The sequence below is a fragment of the Planomicrobium soli genome, assembly GCF_003014655.1.
Classification (GTDB): Bacteria; Bacillota; Bacilli; order Bacillales_A; family Planococcaceae; genus Planococcus; species Planococcus soli_B.
The window spans coordinates 100,084-119,591 of sequence record NZ_PYAT01000008.1; the positions used below are offsets into that span (position 1 = coordinate 100,084).

Annotated in this window: 23 protein-coding genes, 1 pseudogene and 2 other annotated features (1 of these 26 running past the window's edge); of the genes and pseudogenes, 3 read left to right on the forward strand and 21 right to left on the reverse strand. The window is 44.0% G+C overall.

The features are described 5' to 3' along the window. Positions 1-195 precede the first annotated feature (195 nt). From B0H99_RS11760 to zapA, 5 genes are read right to left on the reverse strand one after another with little or no spacing between them, the layout of a single operon-like run. A complete protein-coding gene (locus B0H99_RS11760; protein ID WP_106533875.1) occupies positions 196-609 on the reverse strand; it encodes a DUF350 domain-containing protein in 414 nt (137 codons plus the stop codon). 23 nt (positions 610-632) lie between these two features. Then, on the reverse strand, positions 633-2,993 hold the full coding sequence (locus B0H99_RS11765; protein WP_106533876.1) for an endonuclease MutS2: 2,361 nt from the start codon (positions 2,991-2,993) through the stop codon (positions 633-635). 12 nt (positions 2,994-3,005) lie between these two features. Then, a complete protein-coding gene (gene polX, locus B0H99_RS11770) occupies positions 3,006-4,709 on the reverse strand; it encodes a DNA polymerase/3'-5' exonuclease PolX (protein WP_106533877.1) in 1,704 nt (567 codons plus the stop codon). Between the two features lie 60 nt (positions 4,710-4,769). After that, on the reverse strand, positions 4,770-5,306 hold the full coding sequence (locus B0H99_RS11775) for a CvpA family protein (RefSeq protein WP_106533923.1): 537 nt from the start codon (positions 5,304-5,306) through the stop codon (positions 4,770-4,772). 10 nt (positions 5,307-5,316) lie between these two features. Then, positions 5,317-5,577 (reverse strand): cell division protein ZapA, encoded by a 261-nt coding sequence (gene zapA, locus B0H99_RS11780; RefSeq protein ID WP_106533878.1) that lies wholly within the window; start codon positions 5,575-5,577, stop codon positions 5,317-5,319. A gap of 83 nt (positions 5,578-5,660) precedes the next feature. Between zapA and rnhC the strand changes: the two genes are divergently transcribed. Then, the gene (gene rnhC / locus B0H99_RS11785) at positions 5,661-6,596 is read left to right on the forward strand and encodes a ribonuclease HIII (protein ID WP_106533879.1); all 936 of its coding nucleotides are present in this window, start codon (positions 5,661-5,663) and stop codon (positions 6,594-6,596) included. A 56-nt stretch (positions 6,597-6,652) separates the two neighbouring features. Here the strand turns inward: rnhC and B0H99_RS11790 are convergent, their stop codons facing one another. The 12 genes and pseudogenes from B0H99_RS11790 to B0H99_RS11840 form a co-directional block, all read right to left on the reverse strand. Further along, positions 6,653-8,020: a hypothetical protein gene (locus B0H99_RS11790; protein WP_106533880.1), complete on the reverse strand. Its 1,368-nt coding sequence runs from the start codon at positions 8,018-8,020 to the stop codon at positions 6,653-6,655. Further along, positions 8,017-8,418, reverse strand: coding sequence for a hypothetical protein (locus B0H99_RS11795; protein ID WP_245894517.1), 402 nt, complete (start codon positions 8,416-8,418; stop codon positions 8,017-8,019). The genes B0H99_RS11790 and B0H99_RS11795 overlap by 4 nt, the downstream gene beginning before the upstream one ends. Before the next feature lie 9 nt (positions 8,419-8,427). After that, a pseudogene (locus B0H99_RS18225) lies at positions 8,428-8,544 on the reverse strand (prepilin-type N-terminal cleavage/methylation domain-containing protein); the annotation flags it as partial. Continuing rightward, positions 8,535-8,999 (reverse strand): type IV pilus modification PilV family protein, encoded by a 465-nt coding sequence (locus B0H99_RS11800; protein WP_106533881.1) that lies wholly within the window; start codon positions 8,997-8,999, stop codon positions 8,535-8,537. The gene B0H99_RS11800 and the pseudogene B0H99_RS18225, both read right to left, overlap by 10 nt. A 213-nt stretch (positions 9,000-9,212) precedes the next feature. Beyond that, positions 9,213-11,612: a phenylalanine--tRNA ligase subunit beta gene (gene pheT, locus B0H99_RS11805; RefSeq protein WP_106533882.1), complete on the reverse strand. Its 2,400-nt coding sequence runs from the start codon at positions 11,610-11,612 to the stop codon at positions 9,213-9,215. Positions 11,613-11,624: 12 nt separating this feature from the next. Continuing rightward, on the reverse strand, positions 11,625-12,662 hold the full coding sequence (gene pheS, locus B0H99_RS11810) for a phenylalanine--tRNA ligase subunit alpha (protein WP_106533883.1): 1,038 nt from the start codon (positions 12,660-12,662) through the stop codon (positions 11,625-11,627). Between the two features lie 39 nt (positions 12,663-12,701). Further along, positions 12,702-12,929 (reverse strand) — a binding site (T-box leader). 44 nt (positions 12,930-12,973) lie between these two features. Further along, positions 12,974-13,741, reverse strand: coding sequence for a TrmH family RNA methyltransferase (locus B0H99_RS11815; protein WP_106533884.1), 768 nt, complete (start codon positions 13,739-13,741; stop codon positions 12,974-12,976). 174 nt (positions 13,742-13,915) lie between these two features. Beyond that, positions 13,916-14,365, reverse strand: coding sequence for a small multi-drug export protein (locus tag B0H99_RS11820; RefSeq protein ID WP_106533885.1), 450 nt, complete (start codon positions 14,363-14,365; stop codon positions 13,916-13,918). Then, positions 14,362-14,862 (reverse strand): hypothetical protein, encoded by a 501-nt coding sequence (locus tag B0H99_RS11825; protein ID WP_106533886.1) that lies wholly within the window; start codon positions 14,860-14,862, stop codon positions 14,362-14,364. Before B0H99_RS11825 ends, B0H99_RS11820 begins: the two co-directional genes overlap by 4 nt. After that, complete coding sequence (locus B0H99_RS11830; protein ID WP_106533887.1) at positions 14,852-15,067, reverse strand: helix-turn-helix transcriptional regulator; 216 nt, start codon at positions 15,065-15,067, stop codon at positions 14,852-14,854. Before B0H99_RS11830 ends, B0H99_RS11825 begins: the two co-directional genes overlap by 11 nt. 219 nt (positions 15,068-15,286) lie before the next feature. Then, positions 15,287-16,375 (reverse strand): M42 family metallopeptidase, encoded by a 1,089-nt coding sequence (locus B0H99_RS11835; RefSeq protein ID WP_106533888.1) that lies wholly within the window; start codon positions 16,373-16,375, stop codon positions 15,287-15,289. A gap of 79 nt (positions 16,376-16,454) precedes the next feature. Continuing rightward, on the reverse strand, positions 16,455-16,940 hold the full coding sequence (locus B0H99_RS11840) for a dUTP diphosphatase (RefSeq protein WP_106533889.1): 486 nt from the start codon (positions 16,938-16,940) through the stop codon (positions 16,455-16,457). Between the two features lie 83 nt (positions 16,941-17,023). On the opposite strand from B0H99_RS11840, the gene B0H99_RS11845 reads away from it, so the two are divergent. Further along, entirely contained in the window at positions 17,024-17,410 is a 387-nt protein-coding gene (locus B0H99_RS11845; RefSeq protein ID WP_106533890.1) for a sigma-w pathway protein ysdB, read from the forward strand. Then, on the forward strand, positions 17,407-17,703 hold the full coding sequence (locus B0H99_RS11850) for a hypothetical protein (RefSeq protein WP_106533891.1): 297 nt from the start codon (positions 17,407-17,409) through the stop codon (positions 17,701-17,703). The genes B0H99_RS11845 and B0H99_RS11850 overlap by 4 nt, the downstream gene beginning before the upstream one ends. 170 nt (positions 17,704-17,873) lie before the next feature. Here the strand turns inward: B0H99_RS11850 and B0H99_RS11855 are convergent, their stop codons facing one another. The 4 genes from B0H99_RS11855 to infC form a co-directional block, all read right to left on the reverse strand. Further along, positions 17,874-18,149, reverse strand: coding sequence for a DUF1294 domain-containing protein (locus B0H99_RS11855; protein ID WP_106533892.1), 276 nt, complete (start codon positions 18,147-18,149; stop codon positions 17,874-17,876). A gap of 62 nt (positions 18,150-18,211) precedes the next feature. Further along, positions 18,212-18,571: a 50S ribosomal protein L20 gene (gene rplT, locus B0H99_RS11860; RefSeq protein ID WP_106533893.1), complete on the reverse strand. Its 360-nt coding sequence runs from the start codon at positions 18,569-18,571 to the stop codon at positions 18,212-18,214. A 114-nt stretch (positions 18,572-18,685) separates the two neighbouring features. Beyond that, a complete protein-coding gene (rpmI, locus tag B0H99_RS11865) occupies positions 18,686-18,886 on the reverse strand; it encodes a 50S ribosomal protein L35 (RefSeq protein ID WP_033541514.1) in 201 nt (66 codons plus the stop codon). 29 nt (positions 18,887-18,915) lie between these two features. Beyond that, positions 18,916-19,434, reverse strand: a complete 519-nt coding sequence (gene infC, locus B0H99_RS11870) for a translation initiation factor IF-3 (RefSeq protein WP_219905823.1) — start codon at positions 19,432-19,434, stop codon at positions 18,916-18,918. Positions 19,435-19,507: 73 nt separating this feature from the next. After that, position 19,508, reverse strand: a sequence feature (ribosomal protein L20 leader region) (it continues 138 nt past the right edge of the window).

Here is a 19,508-nt window from a genome sequence, read left to right on the forward strand (position 1 = left end):
ATTAGTAGATTTATTTTTTCTTTCAAGCTCAAGCCAACCAAATAGTGCCTTATCCTTTTATATAAATGAAAGCAGGCAGCCAGAAAGTTTCTGGCTGCCTGCTTCTTATAGAAATAAAAATACTAAACCGATAATAATGAAAACTGCACAGCAAACAAATAAAATTTTAATCAAGTTTTCCATTTGGTCCAACTCCTAAGAAATACTGGCACCGACGACATATGACAATCCGACGGAAATCGTCAACGAAATAAATCCGACAGAACGGTTGTCCTTTTCGATTTCATCGTCTACATTGAATTTTGGGGTCAGAAATTCAAACAAGACGTATGCGAAAATGAGCAGCGTGAAACCATAGAGGCCCCACCCAATCATTTGCAGCAACGTATTATGCTGTTCAATGGAAAAGCGAAAAATATTCGTTACACCGAAAATTTTTCCGCCGGTCGCCATGGCGACCGCTACATTTCCCTTTTTGATTTCTTCCCAATTTTTATACTTTGTTATTACTTCGAAAATTGCCATTGAGACGATCAAACATAAAACAACTACACTGAAATATCCAGCTGTTTCAACAAGCGGATGGGTCCAAAATCCGGTTTCCGACATGGTCTATTCTCCCTTTTCATAAATCACTTTAGTTCAGCAACAGTAACGCCTGATCCGCCTTCGCCCGCTTCCCCGAAGCGGTAACTTTTCACGCGCGGGTGTTTCTTCAGGTATTGCTGTACCCCTTGGCGAAGTGCCCCTGTGCCTTTCCCATGAATAATCGACACTTGATGATAGTTTGACAATAAAGCATCATCCAAGTACTTTTCAACGCGGGCAAGCGCATCTTCATAGCGCTCTCCCCGTAAATCAAGCTCCAGTTTCACATGGGAATCACGGTTCTTCAATGTCGCCATGGTGCGGGTTTCTTTTTGTTTTTCAGGTTTTGTATAAGACAAGTCGGATTCTGGCAACCTCATTTTCAAGATGCCGATTTGGACAGTCCATTCGTTATCGGATACTTTTTCAATCAGCGTGCCTTTTTGGCCGTATGAAATCACTTTTACTTCGTCGTTCGGCTTCAAACCTTGAGGTTGATTGGCTTTTGCCGCTTTTTTCAAAATGCGGTTTTCCGGCATTGCTGCTTCCAATCGTTTTTTTGCATCGATCAACTGATGCTCTTTCACGCTTGATGCCTGGTCCATTTGCATTTTTCGCAAATCGGACATGACCGCTTCCGCTTCGCGTGTTGCCTGCTCCACGATTTTACGGGCTTTTTCTTTCGCTTTTTCTTCTAAGCGCTCTTTTTGATTTTCGTATTGTTTCAACTGATCTTCCAGCTCTTTTTTCAATCGTTCCGATTCTAAAAGAACTTCACTTGATCGTTCTGCGTCCCGTTCAGACTCTCTGCGGCTCTTTTCAAGAGACGCAATCATGGAATCGACTTCATGGCGGTCAGTGCCTGTAAAACTTTTCGCGTGGCTGATAATATGTTCCGGCAGTCCGAGGCGTTTCGATATTTCAAAAGCATTGCTTCGGCCTGGGACTCCGATTAAAAGGCGATAGGTCGGACTAAGCGTTTCCACATCAAATTCGACACTGGCATTGGCCACACCAGGCCGGTTAAAGCCATATGCCTTTAATTCCGGGTAATGGGTCGTAGCAATAACACGCGCGCCTCTGCCATGCACTTCATCCAATAGCGAAATGGCAAGCGCCGCACCTTCTTGCGGATCTGTCCCTGCTCCCAATTCGTCAAAAATAACGAGCGAGTTTTCATCGAACTTGGTCAAAATGTCAACAATGTTAACCATATGGGAAGAAAATGTACTTAGGCTTTGCTCAATTGATTGCTCATCGCCAATATCAGCAAATACTTGGTCAAACACGGCGAGTTCCGAGCCATCAAGTGCCGGAACCGGCAAACCGGCCTGCGCCATCAGTGTAAAAAGGCCGACCGTTTTTAGTGTGACTGTTTTACCGCCTGTATTGGGGCCGGTGATGACGATTGCCGTAATATCATTACCAAATTCAATATCATTCGCCACCACTTCGTCAATCGAAATCAGCGGATGGCGCGCTTTGCGCAAATTGATATAGCCTTCTGCATTCATTTGCGGTTTCGAGCAATTATTTGCAGCTCCATATTTCGCTTTCGCCAAAATCAGATCGATTTCGCCAAGCACTTCGACTAAAACAAACAGTTCATGCGCAACTTCCTGCACTTGGGCTGACAGCACTTGCAAAATACGGTCAATTTCTTCTTTTTCGTTCACTTTCAACCGGCGAACTTCATTGTTTGCCTGAACCACTGCATCCGGTTCGATGAATAAAGTTTGGCCTGAAGACGATGAATCATGGACTATTCCGCCGTAATGGCTGCGGTACTCCTGCTTGACCGGAATAACAAAGCGGTCATTGCGGATCGTGACAATGGAATCCGACAGCATTTTCGAGGCGTTTTTACCGCGCACTAAGCTTTCCAAACGTTCCCGCACCCGGCTTTCCTGAGAGCGAAGCTGTTGGCGGATGGTACGGAGCGCAGGGCTTGCACTGTCCAGTACCCCGCCGTTGTCATCGATGCACATATTGATGTCGTGTTCTAATGATGTCAAAATCGGCATCGATTCTTTTTTCTCCAGGAAATGGGGAATGTCAATTCCGCCTTCTTCCTGGATGGCTTCAAAAAACTGGCGCAAAATCCGGCTCGCACGGATGGTCGATGAGACTTCCATCAACTCGACCGGGCTAAGCATACCGCCGATTTGAGCGCGTTTGGCATGCATGCGAATATCAAAAATACCGCCCATTGGCACGTTGTTTTTGACACGAAGCACATTTGCCGCCTCATCCATCTGATCAAGCAAAATCTGGACTTCATTTATATCTGTCGATGGCACCAGTCCATCGACATGTGATTTACCGAGCGAAGAGGTACAGTAGCGCGCCACTTCGTCCCGAATTTTATAATATTCAAGCGTCCTTAGCGCACGTTCTGCGATCAAAGGAGACACCTCCTATTTTTTCAGGTATTCTTGCAATTTTTCAAGCGGCCATGTATTGACCACGTGATCTTTTTTCAACCAAGCCTTTTGAGCATGCTTGACGCCTGTTTCCATGACTTCAAGTTGGTCTATGGCATGGGCATCGGTATTGATCGCTACTGGCACGCCTTTTTCTTGTGCCATTTCCAAATGCTCCACGGCCAAATCCAGCCGGTATGGGCTTGCATTCAGTTCTACGATTTTACCATATTCCTTCGCCCAGTCCAGCAATTGCTCCATGTCCGGATCATATCCGCTCCGCTGCCCGACAATTCGGCCAGTCGGGTGGGCAATCATGTCGACATGCGGATTTTTCATCGCGGTTAAAATACGCGCCATGATTTGTTCCTGCGGCTGCTGGAAGCTCGAGTGGATACTGGCAATTACAAAGTCCAGCTGTTCCAGCACCTCATCATCAAAATCAAGCGAACCGTCCGGCAAAATGTCCATTTCCGTACCGGACATCACTTCAATGTCATTATATTTTTGATTTAGTTCACGGATTTCAGCGTTTTGCTTTAGTAAACGTTCCGGTGTTAACCCGTTCGCCACCTTTAAATAATGCGAATGGTCAGTAATGACCATATACTTATAACCGCGATCCCGGCAAGCTTCCACCATTTCCGTCAGTGAATGGGCACCGTCCGACCATGTTGTATGCATGTGCAAATCGCCTTTAACATCCGACAATTCGACCAGCAGCGGCAGTTCTTCCAAACGATCAATCTCCCGCCCGTCTTCACGTACTGTCGGCGGAATAAACGGCAAATCAAAATGGGCATAAAAATCGGTTTCGGATTCGAACGTCTTGACCGACCCATCCGGTTGTTCCACGCCATATTCGCTGATTTTCTTATTTTGCGATTTTGCTAGCTGCCTCATTTTAACATTATGGTCTTTTGATCCCGTAAAATGATGAAGGGCAGTCGCAAATTCTTCCGGCGCAACCAAGCGGAAATCCACATCAATCAATTCTTGGAAGTTTACTGTGACGGAAACTTTCGTATCACCTGAGGCAATTGTTTCCTCTATTGGAAGCGCAGCAAGCAATTGTTCTTTGACGCCCAAAGGATCCCCTGTCGCGATAATGAAATCAAGATCTTTACTCGTCTCTTTTGTCCGTCGGTAACTGCCGGCGACCGAGAATTTCGATACATCTCTAATTTTTGACAACACGTCTTCAATAAAATGGACCGCATCTTCCGTACGCCAAATCGGATGTCGCCCCGGTTTCGAATCGAAATCTTCCAGCTCTTTTAAAATCTTTTCTTCCGACTTCGGCCCAAAACCGGGCAGCTTCTGGATGTCATGTGCGATGCATGCCTGCTTTAGGGCTTCCGCCGAATCGATGCCCAGCTCTTTATACAGTTTGGCGATTTTCTTGCCGCCCATGCCTTGAATTTTCATAAGGGGCAGAAGCCCTTTAGGCACTTCATTTTGCAAGTCTTCCAACACAGTCGACTTTCCATCTGCCATCAATTCCAAAATAACGTCGCCAGTTCCTTTTCCGATGCCTTTTAGTTTGGTGACATCCTCGATTTCATCCAGGCTCCGTTGATCCAGTTCAAGCGCTTGTGCAGCTTTTCGAAACGCCGACACTTTGAACGGATTCTCTCCTTTCAATTCCATATATAAGGCGATTTTTTCTAGCGTTCTGATGATAATTTTTTTATTCATACAGAAACCTCCAGTTTTAGACTTGAAAAAAACTTCTCTCGGTGAGAGAGAAGTTTCTACTTACATATAAATATACCACCATTCTTTTACTTTCTCAGAGAAATAAGGTGTGTGTTCCAGCATGGTCTGTGCAATGCCTGAACCCGCCAAATGGTTTTGAATAAAGTCCATCGGAAGCAAAGCCAGTACATAGATGAAAATAAACAACAATATGTATACTTCGATCAAGCCAAGGATTGCTCCAAGAATCTTGCTGATAAAGCCAAGCAACGGCAAATATTTCAGGAAATCAAACATAGACGCCAGAATCTGCAAAGCAAATTTTACAGCAAAGAAAATCAAAGCGAATGCAAATAGCTGGTAGAACGTTTGGTCCAAGTCCAATTGCTCGATGGCAATTGTAAAGCGGGAACCTTCACTAACAGCTGGGTATGGAATCCATAGCACAAAATATTCGGCGAGTGGTTTATAATAAAGATAAGCAACAACCAGCGCTATGATAAATCCGACCATGTGGATCAGCTGAACCACAAGGCCCCTCTTGGCCCCGACAATAAGTCCGCCCAGCAATAAAATTAATAACAATATATCAAGCATGTTCGTCAACTCAACCCTTCAGTTTTCGGAGTTCGAATTCCAATTGTTCCACTTGTTCTTTTAGTTTAAGATAATCATTCGTGGCATTAACCGCAGTTAAAACAGCAAGCTTTGAACTGTCAAGAGATGGATTCATCGCATGGAATTCACGCATTTTCTCATCAACCATCGACGCGACCAGGCGCATGTGCCCGGAAGTTTCGCTGCCTACCATTTTATAAGTATGGCCGTATATTTCAACTGATGTGCGAATTTTTTGTTGATCCGACAATGCCCCATCCCCCTTTAGAATTCTATACATAATCATACCATGAAAACAAGCTGCTTGTGAATCATAAGAGAGGAGACTTACCCATGTCAAATGTCGTTCTAAAATTACCAGAGGAAAGTCTTCTGCAAATCATCAGCCACTACAGAAACCAGCAAACGGCAGCCAAAGCCCAGTACATACGCTTTACTGCCAAGCTGCCTGATGCTGTTATAACAGTCTACACGTCCGGAAAAGTTATGTTCCAAGGGGGTGGCGCAGAACGGGAAGCCGGAAAATGGAGCGCCGAGAGCCAATCCACTGAAAAAATCGCTTCTGCTAAAGGCGACGTCTTGCCCGAAGGTTTCGCAACGCGCTCAGTATTGGGATCTGATGAAACGGGTACCGGAGATTTTTTTGGCCCCATTACTGTCGCCGCTTGCTTTGTGCCTTCGAATAAGATTGAACTCGCCCACGAACTAGGGGTCAAGGATTCGAAATTATTAAGCGATGATTACATGCGTAAAATCGCGCCGGACTTAAAAGAAACTTTTATTCATAGCGTTCTCACACTAAAAAATGAAAAATATAACGAAGTTCAAGCAAAGGGCTGGTCACAAGGAAAAATAAAGGCTTTGCTCCATAACCAGGCGCTAAAGCTCGTCCTGCGGAAGATGGCACCCGAAAAGCCGGACGCCATTCTCATCGATCAGTTTGCAGAGCGCGGCGTCTACTACAATCACATTAAAAATGAGAAAGAGATTATCCAGGAAAATGTCCTGTTTTCTACCAAAGCGGAAGGCCTCCATGTATCGGTCGCCTGCGCCTCGATCATTGCGCGGGTCGCTTTTTTGGAAGAAATGGACCGTATGAGCCAGGAGGCCGGCATCACGCTTCCAAAAGGCGCTGGAAAAGGGGTGGATGAAGTGGCGGCGAAGATCCTTTTGAAAAAAGGTTCGGATTATTTAAAGTCGCTGACGAAGTTCCATTTTGCGAATACGAAGAAAGCCCAGACTCTAGCTAATAAAAAAAGCTCCCATTAAGCAAGAAAAGTTCTGCTTATCCATTTTTCAGAAATGGATAAGCAGAACTTTTTATTTTAGTACTGGACATCTAAGCCCACTTCAGGAGCAGTAAATTGCTGAAACTGATGGCTCCACTGTCGCTCCACTGTCGCTATACCACATTTTTCGTAAAAGTCGGTCACATTTAATTCTATAACATCATTTCTGCCAGGAACTAAGTCGAATGGTGATGCAGCAGCTGAGACATGATAATAAATAAAGCCAACCGAAGAATTCAGAACTCCAATCTTTCCTTTTAAATTATTTAATTCTGATTGCGGCAAATGAGAAAGATTTAAACATATTTTTCCCTGTGTAAGTTTTATGTCTTTCATGCTGTTTATTATTTCTGTTGCGGAATTTCCAAGTAAAACCATGGTTCCCGTATAGTTATTATAAGGTTTATCAGAGGAAAAAGAATTGAAAACAAATTTCGGAAGACTGTTGTTCATAGGACTTGTCGTTTCTACTCTGCCATTATGGTACCAGGCGAAACTTTTTAACTGATTGTTGAACTCAACTTTCATCGGAGTTGTTGACTTCGAATAAATGTTAACATCCGTGAATGATGAAAGTACACAAACCCCACTTTTTATTTCATCACACAAAGCGACTGAAGGATTATCCACAACAATTCTAAGGTTTTTTAAATTTCCGGCTGGTACATTTGCCAAAGCATCTTTTAGTTTAACGTTCCCGGTAATCCGGCATGGCGCAATACTGGTAGGATTAGCAGCAAAATTACATACTGGCAGATCAGCTTTCCATTCAAATACTTCAGTTACTTTAGTGTGCACTTGTTCTACTGCAGCATCAATTACGGTTGGAAATGGGATTGTGATGCTCGTCATCAATTGCTTCGATCTAGAGCCGCTTGTTCCAGTAACTGATAAATCGATTACAAAACTTCTAATATCTTTGTTGTATACTATCTCGCTAAAGGAGCCGCATTGATTTTCTGGTTCAGTTAAATTATGTTTCACTGTTCCTGTATCATTTATCGGTATTTCCCCTCTTGCGATTTGGTTGTTGATATTTGAGCATATCATAGTTTGATAAATTTTTATGGCGGAGTTTTCAATTTCTTTCTCTATTACAGATTTGCACTGATCTTTATCAACTTTTGAATAACAGTTATTGTAGTTTTTTAGTTTCTCGCTAATTTCAGTGTTGGTGGTAATTGCTTTATATGTAGTGTCAAGTTCTTTTTCGATTGTATTTGTGTAATACTCTACACCCATTTCAGCAGCAGTCACCGCCATATTTCCTTGATCAACTGTCTGTTCTTGCTTTGCATGGCTCATTGAAGATTTGATAAATACAGCAGACATACTCAGGAACAATACAATCAACAGCAAAGCAACAACCAAGGTATACCCACGTTCTTCCTTGATCTTCTTCAAGTTCCACACGCTCCTTCAACCGTTCCGTTTGACCCTTTAGCGGTTTTGATTCTAGAAATCGTAGTGTCAATTTCAACTACAGCTTTATCTTTACTTACTATTAATTTAAGATTCAAATCACATTTTTTAGGGTTGCCTTTAAACCCATGAGCGTCAATTTTATATATATAATTGCTTTCTGTAACTAGTGTCTGGCTTTGTATTTCAGAACATTTGGTTGCTGTACCGATTTTGTAAGAGATAAAAAAGAGTTTACCGTTTTCATTTTTTAAATTATAACATTCACCGTTACGATGTTTTTCTGTAATTTTAGCAATTACGAGATTTGCCTCTTGCTGCATACGTACTTTGTCCGATGCTGAAACATTATGTTTGAAACCAATAGAAAATGAAACCATCAGGGTCCCAATAATAACGGAAGCTATTAAAATTGCAGCTAGAAGTTCTATTAGCGTTATACCTTCTTGATTTTTAATATGCTTGCTGATAATTATGTTCTCCCCCAGTCTAACCTCTATTTCGATTCAATATAAGCGTAAGTTTCACTATTAAGTTTGTTTCCTGTTTTCACCATCAAATGGACTTGATATAATGTTTCGACATTTGCTTTGCCTTCTAATTTCGGGTTCTCGTAAAATCTCAATTCATAAATATAACCATTTTTACTCTTAGTCAATAAATAAATCGTATGACCGTTTTGGTCTTTTGTAGTATAAGTCGAATCTATCAAATAACTGTTTTCCTTAAATTTCTCTAGTATTTTATCTGCTGCGAGTGGATATTGGATTCCCTTAATTTCGTTAATTTCTTGTCTAGCAAGATTCATTGTATCTAGCTTCGTATACGTTTTTTCATTGAATAGGGACATTTGTGAGAATACACCCATAATCCCGATAAATATTACTCCCAATAAAACAAGTGTCGCTAAAACCTCTACGAGTGTCAGCCCTTTATCATTACAGCTTATTTTTCTCACCATGTCCTCCGCTCTCAATATCTTTAATCATTTAATGATATACAGTTTTTACAAGATATTCTTTTCTCTTTTCCAATTTTAACATATAGAAGCGATTTTACTAGTTCTTTTTACCGGTTCTAAACGACTACCTACCTTCATTTAACAATCTTTTTTTCACAGAGAAAAAAGCGGAATCATAGAGATTCCGCTTCCAACTAAACCAATATTCCTATTTTAACTTCTCAATTCCGCTCCAACTTCAGTTAAAGCCTTCAACACTTTTTCATGTACGGTTGTCACTTCTTCGTCCGTCAACGTTTTTTCCGGATCGAAATAAGTTAAAGAGAACGCTACGGATTTCTTGCCCGCTTCCATTTTGTCGCCTTCGTACAAGTCAAAGACGCGGACATCTTTCAATAATTTTCCGCCTGCAGTACGAATCACTTTTTCTACGGTGCCCGCTTCCACGATTTTCGATAGGACCAATGCGATATCACGGGAAATGGACGGGTAACGCGGTACTGGCGTATACACGAGCGCTTCCGATTTTTTATGAAGCAATTCCGCTAAATTCAGCTCCATAACGATTGTTGTTTTCAAATCGCGTGCTTTTTGTTCAGTCGGATGAAGCTGCCCCAGTATACCAATCCGTTTTCCATCAAGCATGATGAAAGCTGTTCTTCCCGGATGAAGGCCGTCCATCCCTCCGCGCTCAAATGCTAATTCAACACCCATTTTTTCAGCCAAGCCTTCTACAATGCCTTTCAGCACGAAAAAGTCGACTGCTTTGCGTTCGCCTTGCCAGCTATTATCAAGCCATAGGCCAGTCATTACTACCGCCAAATGTTCTTCTTCGTTCAACAATTCATCTTCGGTTTTCAGGAATACAGCTCCTGTTTCGTACAACGCTACGGCATCACTTCTTCTTGCCGTGTTATACGATACCGATTCCAGCAGATGTGGAAGCAAGCTTTGGCGCAAGGTGCTGCGCTCTTCACTCATCGGCATCAACAGTTTTGTCGTTTCTGTTTCCGTCAATGCGAATTGCTTAGCCGATTTTTCTGAAGTTAATGAGTAAGTTGTCGCTTGAAGCAATCCAGCACCTTCCAGCAACGCGCGGACAATACGTCGTTTTTCTTGGTACGGTGTCAAGCCGCCTGGTGTTGTTTCCATTTCTGGAAGCGTTGCTGGAATTTCGTCATAGCCATAAAGGCGTGCGATTTCTTCAACAACATCTTCTTCGATTTGAATATCCTGGCGGCGCGTCGGCACCGAAATCACTAATTGGCCGTTGACCGCTTCTGTTTTGAATTTCAAGCGATTCAAAATATCCAGCATGTCTTCAAAGCGGATTTTCATTCCTAACCGCTGGTTAATGAAGTCCGGAGATACAGAGACCACTTTTTCTGCTCGGTCAAGAGCATCAAATACGACTGATCCTCCAAGTACTTCCCCTCCAGCAAGTTCAGCGAGCAACCCTGCTGCACGCTCGGCAGCCGGAATCACCCGGTTCGGGTCAACGCCTTTTTCAAAACGGGAACTAGCATCGCTGCGAAGGCCATGATCTTTTGACGTTTGGCGAATAGAACCTGGTGCGAAATAAGCCGATTCAATGACTACTGTTGTGGTCGAATCGCTAACTTCCGAATTGGCTCCGCCCATCACTCCTGCTAAAGCTACCGGTTTATCACCATTTGTAATGACCAAGTTATGCGGATGTAGTTCGCGTTCTGTGTCATCAAGCGTCGTTATTTTTTCGCCCACCTTCGCATGGCGGACTGTGATGTTTCCGGTTTCCAACAAGTCATAGTCAAATGCGTGCAGCGGCTGGCCGTATTCCATTAATACATAGTTTGTTACATCAACAACATTGTTTAGCGGACGAACTCCTGCAGCCATTAAACGCTGCTGCAGCCACATTGGCGATTCCTGCACTTTGATGTTGCGGACCACTTTTGCTGCATAAAGCGGATTTGCTTCAGGGTCGTCTATGCTTAGCGTCAGCACAGACTCTGCAGATTCTGCCGCTTCTGGATATGAAATCTCCGGCAACTGGACTTCCTCCGTCAAAATTGCCCCAACTTCATACGCGACACCGAGCATGCTCATCGCATCTGCACGGTTTGGCGTCAGCCCAAGTTCTAAGACCGTGTCATCCAAATCAAAATTCGTGATAACATCCGTTCCGACTTCTGCAGCTTCCGGCAATACATAAATGCCTTCTGCGTAAGCTTTTGGCACGAGTTTCCCTTCGATGCCAAGTTCCTGGAGCGAGCAGATCATGCCGTTCGATTCCTGTCCGCGGAGTTTCGCTTTTTTAATTTTGATGCCTCCCGGCAAGTTTGCACCCGGACGTGCCACAATAACTTTTTGGCCTGCTGCGATATTCGGCGCGCCGCAGATGATTTGAGTCGTTTCTTCACCAACGTTTACTTGGCAGATCGACAATTTATCCGCTTCCGGATGCTTTTCACATGTTTCCACATAGCCGACCACGACATTCGTCATGCCAAACGAGCGATCGATGACTGCATCGACTTCGATTCCGGACCGCGTAATTTTTTCAGCCAGTTCTTGCGCTGGCAATTCTTGTAGATTAACGTAATCTTTCAACCATTTTAAAGATACGAGCATTCTAGTTCCTCCTTAAACTTCAGTACGTTGGAATTGGGATAAAAAGCGGACATCGTTCGTGTAGAAGTGGCGAATATCTTCAACGCCGTATTTCAACATCGCAATTCGCTCCGGCCCCATGCCGAAAGCAAATCCAGTCAGGCGTTTTGAATCATAGCCAGCCATTTCAAGTACATTCGGGTGCACCATTCCTGCTCCCAATATTTCAATCCATCCGGTTTTCTTGCAGACGTTGCAGCCAGACCCGCCGCACTTGAAGCACGAGATGTCCATTTCGACAGACGGCTCCGTGAACGGGAAGAAGCTTGGACGCAAACGGATTTCGCGATCGTCGCCGAACATTTTCTTCGCAAATACTGACAACGTTCCTTTTAAATCGCTCATGCGGATATCTTCTCCGATAACCAAACCTTCAATTTGCGTAAATTGATGGGAATGTGTCGCGTCATCATTGTCTCGGCGATATACTTTCCCCGGGCAGATGATTTTGATCGGCTCTCCGCCTTTCGCTTCCATTGTCCGCGCTTGTACCGGAGATGTATGGGTACGCAGCAAAATATCTTCTGTTATATAGAAGGAATCCTGCATATCGCGTGCCGGATGGCCTTTTGGCAAATTCAATGCTTCAAAGTTATAATAGTCTTTTTCAACTTCCGGACCTTCCGCGATTTCATATCCCATTGAAATGAAAAGATCTTCAATTTCTTCTACGACACGCGTTAATGGATGCGAATTGCCAGTCTTTACAGGACGGCCTGGCAGTGTAATATCAATTGTTTCACTTTGCAATTTTTCATTGATTGCCGCTTCTTCCAGAATCACCATTCGTTCTTCTAAAGAGGCCGTTACATCTTCACGTACGACATTTACAAGCGCCCCCATTTTCGGACGTTCTTCGGCAGGCAATTTCCCCATGCCTTTCAACAGATCTGTTATCGGCCCTTTTTTTCCAAGATACGCCACTCGTACATCATTCAATTCTTTGACGCTTACCGCTGAGGCAATTTTCTCCAGCGCTTCGGTTTTCAATCCTTGCAATTGCTCTTCCATTGTTTCTCCTCCTTTGAACATAAAAAAGCCCCATCCCTAAAAAGGGACGAGGCATTATTCGCGGTACCACCCTAGTTATTGCGCATGCGCAATCACTCATTTGCATAACGGCTCTTCGCCGGCCCATCTTTACAGCATCTCTGCTGGTCCCGGTGGGCAGCTCGCGGGGTGAACTTCCGAAACGTTTGCATATCCGCACTTTCAGTCAAGGTGCGGATTTCCTGGGATGCAAGGGCGAAACGTACTTTTCCCGGTCATAGCTTTTCTTATTTACCTTTTAAGTATACGAAACATTTCCAATGAATTCAACATTAGCTTTTGGCAACTAAACTGTACAGCAGAATCCCTGTAGCAACCGCCACGTTTAATGATTCAGCCGGACCATATAGCGGCACGACCAGATTTTGGTCAGTCTCTTTTAATAGAAGAGGATCGACGCCGCTGCCTTCGTTGCCGACAATTAAAGCGAATTGCTCCTTGCTTTCCACTTCATGCACGGGAGTTGCATCAAGCAAAGCTGTGCCGAATACCGGAAGCTGACGCTGTTTCAAACTAACGACCCATTCGGATAGCTCACCTTTGACGACAGGAATTTGGAAATGCGAACCTTGTGCTGAGCGAACAGTTTTCGGGTTGAATGGATCCGCGCTGCCTTTGCCTAAAATCACTGCATCGATTCCGCTTGCAGCAGCTGTACGGATCATCGTACCAATATTGCCCGGGTCCTGCACCGCATCAATCAACAATAACTTGTTCCATGTTTGCTGCTCGCCGCTAGAATATCCAGGTTGTGCGCAGTGTGCGAAAATGCCTTGCGAATGTTCCGTTTCGGAAATTTCCTTTGAAACAGCAGCCGTCACCGAGTACTGAGGCACACCCGCCACATCCCAATCTGCAGGGATGTCCACACCTTCACGGACAATCAGCGATTTTACCAAGCTTTTCTTTTTTAATGCCTCTTCGGTCAAATGAAAGCCTTCCACCAGAAACTCCGCAAATTTATCACGTTCTTTCCGGGTCGTACCAAGCTTTTTCCAATGCTTGACGAGCGAGTTTTGCACCGATTCAATTCTTTTCATGTATGGTTCACGCCTTTATTTCAGAATAGCTCCAGTATAGCATATTTAAAAAAGCACAGGCGTCCCTATAACCCCGTCAAGCGCTGGAGTGCTTGGGGAGTACAAAGTACTTTTCGAATACAAGCAATCCAGGCTGCGACCTTAAAAAGGCAGGAGCCGGAATCTGGACAATGCTCATAATTCGCTAGTGAAAAAGTCGAAACCGAGCGCTGTTAAGATGCCGAATGCCAGTGACCACAGGGCAATGCTGACTGTCAGCCAAATGGTCGTATTCTTTTTTGTCGCCCCGAGTGTCATGCCAATAAACGCGGCGATATGTGTGCCGATTAAGATCGGCCCTAATAACGCGAGGCCCGGCAAGCCATATTTGTTCCAGATCCGTTTGGCACGCTCGCTTTTTTTATCGGTCGTTTTTCCTTTTGCCTCTTGGCGTTTCGTGTACCAAATTTTGAATCTGTCAAATCCTACAATAAGTGCAAGTACGGTCACCATATTGCCGATAAATGCCACAAGTATTACCCAAAATGGCGATAAACCGGCTACGATGCCAAGCGGGATAACCAGTGCAATCTCCAGCCATGGAATGGCTGCTCCTAGAAATACTAAAAAATATTCATAAATCATTCAGCTTCCTCCTTAAAGTGTTTGCGGACTTCCAAGTAATAAATCAAATACTGGATAAACGCAATTGCCAGAATCCCGAAAATGATCACCAAACGTGACAACGGCATAATAATAATAATTGTTGTGAAGACCGGCAGCGCCCATGTGTAATACGTGTAGACTTTTTGTACGGCTACTCTCGTAATATGCGTCATTCCTTCATCCTGCTCCAAATATTCAAGCGGACGGATCGACAAAAGGGAAATTTTTTGGTTCGGTTTTTCTTTGTTGTGTTTTTTTACTTGACTGAAAAAGATTGTTATCAAAACGAGATAAACTACCATTGCCCCAAAAATAAGCAGCCCTTCAAATGCTCCAATTTCAACGATAACACTTTGGTTTGAGCTCGTGTTTACTCTTTTTGTGGATGGTGAATTAATGCCGTATGCAAATACCCCGAGCAAGGCAATAAAGGCCATCATCCATAATGGGTATTTCAAGCGAAAATCAGTTTTCATCTTTTCCCTCTCCTTCTAGCCAGAATAAGTCATCTACTTTTGTCTGCAGCGCCTGCGCCAACTTTAGAGCCAGAAGAACCGACGGCGAGAATTCACCTTTTTCAATAAACGCGATTGTCTGCCGAGTCACATCTACCTGCTTGCCTAAATCGCTTTGCGTAAACCCGTGCCGCGCCCGCAACTCTTTCACCCGATTCTGGAGCATCTGCCTCTTCCTTTCTCATTTAATGTGTAGTTTATATAACATAATGTAATGTATACATAACATTATGTCAAGCATACATAACAATATTTCTTAACCTCATATTCTTTATTTCTTACAGAAAGCGTTTGTATGAAGAATACTTGACTATAGTTGCAGAATATATCCTATTGTTCGCAGAAAACAAAAAAACCCCCGCCAACCGGCGGGAGCTTGAACTTCTTATTCGTACGTAATTCGAGCAACTGTGTCTTTGTCGAGTTTCTTGATCACTTCGATGATCAGCTTTACAGCGTTTTCGTAGTCGTCACGGTGCAGGATGCCTGCATGCGAATGGATATAGCGAGTCGCAACGCCAATAGCAAGCGATGGCACACCGTTTGCCGTCAAATGGATCGAACCAGCGTCTGTCCCGCCGCCAGCGATTGTCTCGAACTGGTAAGGAATGCTGTTTTCTTCAGCAGTATCCACCACAAGTTCACGTAAGCCGCGGTGGGAAACCATTGAAGCGTCGAACAACAAGATCTGCGGGCCGTGGCCCATTTTGCTGTTGGATTCTTGCGCCGTTACCCCAGGAGTATCTCCGGCAACACCTACATCAACAGCAAAGCCGATATCCGGCTGGATAAGAGCAGCTGCCGTTTTTGCACCGCGCAAACCGACTTCTTCCTGTACTGCACCGACACCGTAAACGACGTTCGGATGCTCCTGGCCTTTCAAGCCTTTCAATACGTCGATTGCAATTGCGCAGCCGATGCGGTTGTCCCAAGCTTTAGCAAGCAGCAATTTTTCATTGTTCATGACATTGAACTCAAAATATGGAGTTACCATATCACCTGGTGTAATTCCCCATTCTTTAACTTCTTCACGAGAAGATGCACCGATATCGATGAACATGTCTTTGATGTCGACCGGTTTGTTGCGCGCTTCAGGAGACAGGATGTGCGGCGGCTTAGAACCGATGACGCCGATCACTTCTTTTCCGCTGCGCGTCGTGATAGTTACACGCTGCGCAAGCATAACCTGCGACCACCAGCCGCCGACTGTCTGGAACTTCAGAAAGCCTTTGTCATCTACCTGAGAAATCATGAAGCCGATTTCGTCCAGATGGCCAGCGACCATAATTTTCGGGCCGCCTGCTTGCCCTTCTTTTTTGGCGATCAAGCTTCCAAGACCATCTGTCTCTACAGAATCGGCAAACGGTTCTATGTATTTTTTCATCACTTCGCGAGGTTGGCGTTCATTTGCAGCAATACCATTCGCATCCGTCAATTCTTTTAACATTACTAGAGTTTCATCCAAATTCGCCATTAGTTCGACCTCCTAAATAGTTCGTACTCGTTCATTATAAATGAAACCCTTTCCATTATCAAAAAATTCTTTCTACCTTTTAATAGCCTTTATTTTGACGGTCGTAGTTTGTTTGGTTTTTTTCAATATAGGCTTCCAGTACATCCCCATAGCTGAAATCCATGGCATGCGCAATGCCGCCATACCAGCTCCAGGCGTTTTTATAGTTTTCCAGTTCCGGTTCTGCTATAAACTGCTGGACTGCGCTAAATGTTCCTAAGAACAGTTCTGTTAAATCGTTTTCCGCAACCGGTTCCGGCCATTCTTCAAGGTCTTCAAAGCCTTTCTCAAGCCCGAGCGACAATAAAAAATGGATAGAGTCGACATATTCCTCTAGAATAATAGATCGCTCTGACATGCCTTTTGTACTCCAAAATTTAAAGCAGCGTGTCTCGTTAGCAAGCTCTGCAAGCTCCACTAATAGAGCCAATCCTTTTTTACGGAACACATTTTCATCGATCTTTCGAGTTTCCTGAATAAAACTGTCCAGGTCCTTCTGCATCTCAAACAAATTCTGCAGGTTCATTGAAACCCCTCCTTATTTTTGAAACCATTCGGGCTTCCGTACGTATTATACAGTAGATTCTGGAGCAATTGGAGGTATTTCACATGGCATTTCTTATCCGCATCCTTGTCCTTGCACTCATTATTTATTTGATTTACCGGCTCGTCATGTATTTTACCGATCCGAGACGAAAACTTGATGCGGTGATAACGGCCAAAACCTATTACTTGCATGACGATACTAAAAATCCCCGAAAAAACTTTTTTCTGGCTTATAAAGGGGTTCTTTTTGAAGGAGAAAAGTATACAGGAGCGCAGGAGAACGCATTTAAAGTGGTCTCCATTTTCGTGTGGACGCATGAACTCAAGATGTTGATGGAATTTACCAAAGAGGATTTTATTTTTTTGGAAAATGAAATCAGAAAAAATTATCCGGATGCCGCAATCAACTGGAAAAATCCGATCGAGCAGCTGATGAAAAAAGGAGGATGATTTCTCATCCCCCTTTTTTCATGCTGTTAAGAAAGTTGGCTTGCTGTTCATTCCGCTTCAGCGCTTTCGCGCCTCCAGGGTCTCAACCCGCTCGCTTTCCCGCTGGAGTCGTCGGCCTCCGCTCCATTAAACTGATAAATCACTTAGCGAATAAAGAAACGATAGAAGACCAAAACAGGCCGGAACTTGCTGCTTTTTTCTTCTTTACCCATGCACTATACACCTTTAGCTATGGAGCTAAACAGCGGAGACGCCATCGGGATAGCGAAGTGCCGAAATCCACTCGGGCGTGAGTCCGAGTTAGTTCGGTGCGAGCCCGAGGCAAGCGGAGCTGTTTTGCGGAATAGCAAGAGTGATATCCTTATTAATGGAGCAAGAGAGTCTCTCAACAAACTTGAAAAAAGAAGATGATCTCTCATCCTCCTTTTTCTATAGCCGACGCTTCAAATTTTCACCTTATTTGTTATCTATTAAACGTCTGGTAACTCCATATAATTAACGCCACATCAATGGCCGCAAGTAGCAAAAAGCCGACGCGGAAATTGGTGTGTTTTGTTTTATGGCGAAACACCATCATGCCAAAATAAGCCCCGATGCCCCCGCCGAAAATAGCGGCTGTCCATAAATTCTTTTCCGGGATGCGCTGGCCGCGTTTGCGCGCCTGCGCTTTGTCAATGCGCATCATGAAGAAGGCGAGAAGCGATAACGCAGTAAAATAGCCTACTATAATCAAGAACATTCTTAACTCCCCCTTCATAAAGAAAAAGGCTGACGGAAATTCGTCAGCCTTTTGTTTTTCTATTATTTAGCTACTGCTTGTTTAGCAGCGTTTGCCAAAGCTGTGAATGCAGCAGCATCCGATACAGCGATTTCAGCTAGCATTTTGCGGTTGATGTCGATGCCCGCAACTTTTAATCCGTGCATTAAGCGGCTGTATGAAATATCGTTCAAACGAGCAGCTGCGTTGATACGTGTGATCCACAATCTGCGGAAGTCACGCTTCTTGTTGCGACGGTCACGGTAAGCATAGTTACCTGATTTCATCACCTGTTGGTTTGCTACTTTGAAAAGGATGTGCTTTGCACCATAATAACCTTTTGCTAATTTTATAACTTTTTTACGACGCTGGCGCGTCACTGTTCCGCCTTTTACGCGTGGCATATCTCATTACCTCCTGCTTGAATATAAAGAATTCGATTTTTGTTTTTTGTTAAAACTCAAGTGCCCAAATTCTCGCGGTCATAAGTTGAACCTGCATGGGCGCTTTCGCTTTTCTTACTTCATGTTGTAGATCAAAGATTTGATGCGTTTCAAGTCGCCTGCAGAAACAAGTTTCCCTTTGCGAAGGTGACGCTTTTGTTTTGTAGATTTGTTTGCGAATAAGTGGCTAGTGTGTGAACGGTTGCGTTTTACTTTACCTGTTCCAGTTTTCTTGAAACGTTTCATCGCACCGCGGTGGCTTTTCATTTTCGGCATTTGGAATTCCTCCTAAACAAATTGTTCTGTTATTCTTTTTCGTTCTTTGGCGCTAGCATCAAGAACATGCTGCGGCCATCCATTTTAGGGCGCTGTTCGACTGTCGCTACTTCCGCGCACGCTTCTGCAAAGCGTTCGAGGACGCGCTGACCAATTTCTTTGTGCGTGATCGCACGGCCTTTAAAACGAATTGAAGCTTTTACTTTGTCGCCTTTTTCAAGGAACTTGATAGCATTGCGAAGCTTCGTATCAAAATCATGTGCGTCAATCGTCGGGCTCAAACGAACCTCTTTTAATACGATGACTTTTTGATTTTTACGAATTTCACGATCTTTCTTCTGCTGCTCAAACTTAAACTTGCCATGGTCCATGATACGTGCGACCGGCGGTTTAGCCTGAGGAGCTACAAGAACAAGGTCCAAGTTGACACGAGACGCAATTTCAAGTGCTTCGTTACGCGTTTTAATACCGAGCTGTTCACCGTTTTGATCAATAACCCGTAGTTCACGTGCACGAATACCTTCGTTTACATTAATGTCTTTGCTAATATTAATCCACCTCCGGATAGTGTCGCGAATATCTTAAATGCTTAACCGACGAATGTTGCCGGTTTACAGGTCCG

What these genes read in the sequence shown, in the direction of transcription:
- B0H99_RS11760 (WP_106533875.1), bottom strand. Translation starts at nt 609, where the DNA reads ATGTCGGAAACCGGATTTTGGACCCATCCGCTTGTTGAAACAGCTGGA.
- polX (WP_106533877.1), bottom strand. Translation starts at nt 4,709, where the DNA reads ATGAATAAAAAAATTATCATCAGAACGCTAGAAAAAATCGCCTTATAT.
- B0H99_RS11775 (WP_106533923.1), bottom strand. Translation starts at nt 5,306, where the DNA reads ATGCTTGATATATTGTTATTAATTTTATTGCTGGGCGGACTTATTGTC.
- rnhC (WP_106533879.1), top strand. Translation starts at nt 5,661, where the DNA reads ATGTCAAATGTCGTTCTAAAATTACCAGAGGAAAGTCTTCTGCAAATC.
- B0H99_RS11795 (WP_245894517.1), bottom strand. Translation starts at nt 8,418, where the DNA reads ATGGTTTCATTTTCTATTGGTTTCAAACATAATGTTTCAGCATCGGAC.
- B0H99_RS11800 (WP_106533881.1), bottom strand. Translation starts at nt 8,999, where the DNA reads ATGGTGAGAAAAATAAGCTGTAATGATAAAGGGCTGACACTCGTAGAG.
- pheT (WP_106533882.1), bottom strand. Translation starts at nt 11,612, where the DNA reads ATGCTCGTATCTTTAAAATGGTTGAAAGATTACGTTAATCTACAAGAA.
- pheS (WP_106533883.1), bottom strand. Translation starts at nt 12,662, where the DNA reads ATGGAAGAGCAATTGCAAGGATTGAAAACCGAAGCGCTGGAGAAAATT.
- B0H99_RS11815 (WP_106533884.1), bottom strand. Translation starts at nt 13,741, where the DNA reads ATGAAAAGAATTGAATCGGTGCAAAACTCGCTCGTCAAGCATTGGAAA.
- B0H99_RS11820 (WP_106533885.1), bottom strand. Translation starts at nt 14,365, where the DNA reads ATGATTTATGAATATTTTTTAGTATTTCTAGGAGCAGCCATTCCATGG.
- B0H99_RS11825 (WP_106533886.1), bottom strand. Translation starts at nt 14,862, where the DNA reads ATGAAAACTGATTTTCGCTTGAAATACCCATTATGGATGATGGCCTTT.
- B0H99_RS11830 (WP_106533887.1), bottom strand. Translation starts at nt 15,067, where the DNA reads ATGCTCCAGAATCGGGTGAAAGAGTTGCGGGCGCGGCACGGGTTTACG.
- B0H99_RS11835 (WP_106533888.1), bottom strand. Translation starts at nt 16,375, where the DNA reads ATGGCGAATTTGGATGAAACTCTAGTAATGTTAAAAGAATTGACGGAT.
- B0H99_RS11840 (WP_106533889.1), bottom strand. Translation starts at nt 16,940, where the DNA reads ATGAACCTGCAGAATTTGTTTGAGATGCAGAAGGACCTGGACAGTTTT.
- B0H99_RS11845 (WP_106533890.1), top strand. Translation starts at nt 17,024, where the DNA reads ATGGCATTTCTTATCCGCATCCTTGTCCTTGCACTCATTATTTATTTG.
- B0H99_RS11850 (WP_106533891.1), top strand. Translation starts at nt 17,407, where the DNA reads ATGATTTCTCATCCCCCTTTTTTCATGCTGTTAAGAAAGTTGGCTTGC.
- B0H99_RS11855 (WP_106533892.1), bottom strand. Translation starts at nt 18,149, where the DNA reads ATGTTCTTGATTATAGTAGGCTATTTTACTGCGTTATCGCTTCTCGCC.
- rplT (WP_106533893.1), bottom strand. Translation starts at nt 18,571, where the DNA reads ATGCCACGCGTAAAAGGCGGAACAGTGACGCGCCAGCGTCGTAAAAAA.
- rpmI (WP_033541514.1), bottom strand. Translation starts at nt 18,886, where the DNA reads ATGCCGAAAATGAAAAGCCACCGCGGTGCGATGAAACGTTTCAAGAAA.